Here is a 1,560-nt window from a genome sequence, read left to right on the forward strand (position 1 = left end):
CTGATATGGCTCAGTCGGTAGAGCGCATCCTTGGTAAGGATGAGGTCCCCAGTTCGATTCTGGGTATCAGCACCATTTTCAAGCAGTACAGCTTTTGCCTGACGGCAATAGCGCCGTGGAACCACCTGATCCCATGCCGAACTCAGAAGTGAAACGCGGTAGCGCCGATGGTAGTGTGGCATTCGCCATGCGAGAGTAGGACACTGTCAGGCACCTATTCAGAAGAGGCCTCCCATGCGGGAGGCCTTTTTGCATTTCTGTCCTCCCGCCTCAATTCCCTGCTTCTATTTCAGTAAAAATGCTGGGCTATCAAGGGATTGCTCGTTACTCTTTAGCCGTTGCCCGATGAACACGTGATGCTGCCTGCGAGGTATTGATGGCTACGTTGAAGGAAATTGCACAGGAGGCGGGGGTATCGCTTGCTACCGTATCCCGTGTGCTGAACGAGGATCCCAGCCTGAGCGTCAAGGACGAGACCAGGCAGAAGATCTTCGAGATTGCCGAGCGGCTGGAGTACAAGACCAGCAGCGCCCGCAAAGGGGTGCACAAGAGCAAGCTGCAGCTCCTGGCTGTCTACGCCTATCCCCAGAGCACCGAGGTCAACGATCCCTATTACCTCGCCATCCGCTACGGCATCGAGACCCAGTGCACCCGCCTCAACATCGAGCTGGCCCACTGTTACAACGGTGCCGAGGGGCGTGAGCTCTCTGCCGTCGATGGCATCCTGGTCATCGGCCATCTGCCGGAAGAACGGCTGGCCGTGCTGCGCGGCCTGTCTGCCCAGCTGGTGTTCGTGGATTGCCGCTCCCAGGGGGATTTTGACTCGATTGACGTGGATCTGGCACTCATCAGCCAGCAGGTAGTGGACTTCTTCATCGCCGAGGGCCATCAGCGCATCGGCTATATCGGTGGCCAGGATGATGGCCCGGATCTGCGGGAACTCGCCTTTCGCGATTATGGCCAGCGGCTTGGCGTGGTACAGGAGAGCGATCTCTATCGCGGAGACTTCTCCAGCGCTTCCGGCTACAAGCTGGCGAAGGAGATGCTGGCCGGCGACTGGCCCAGGGCACTGTTTGTCGCCTCCGACTCCATCGCCATCGGCGTGCTGCGTGCCATCCACGAGAAGGGACTGGCGATTCCCCAGCAGATCGAGCTTATCAGCGTCAACGATATCCCGACCGCCAAGTTCACCTTCCCGCCGCTCTCAACGGTGCGGATCCACTCCGAGTTGATGGGCTCCCAGGGAGTCAATCTGTTGGTCGAACGGCTACGTGACGAGCGTGATATTCCCCTTCGGGTGCTGGTACCGAGCAAGTTGACCCTGCGTGGCACTACGCGCTGATTTTAGTAAAATACCCTGCATTTTAGTCGTGCCATCTTGCGGTGGTGCGACACCCCTACCAAGCAAACTGCTTTGCCATATCATCCAATGACGTCACATCACAATGTTTTATAGTTGATTTTACTGCCATTCAGCCAGCTATCATACCAATCAGATTAAAGATGTGATCTAATTGCTCTATTCTGGTTTCACTGTACTCAGTATGTCCGATCCAATCG

Annotated in this window: 1 protein-coding gene and 1 rRNA gene; both read left to right on the forward strand. The window is 56.3% G+C overall.

What is annotated here, in order from left to right; genetic code table 11:
- Positions 1 to 97: 97 nt before the first annotated feature.
- A 5S ribosomal RNA gene (gene rrf / locus PG892_RS22180) occupies positions 98 to 212 on the forward strand.
- A gap of 164 nt (positions 213 to 376) precedes the next feature.
- Positions 377 to 1,342 (forward strand): transcriptional regulator EbgR, encoded by a 966-nt coding sequence (gene ebgR, locus PG892_RS22185; RefSeq protein WP_041214116.1) that lies wholly within the window; start codon positions 377 to 379, stop codon positions 1,340 to 1,342.
- Positions 1,343 to 1,560 lie beyond the last annotated feature (218 nt).

This window comes from Aeromonas sp. QDB68 (assembly GCF_027707405.1).
Classification (GTDB): Bacteria; Pseudomonadota; Gammaproteobacteria; order Enterobacterales; family Aeromonadaceae; genus Aeromonas; species Aeromonas caviae.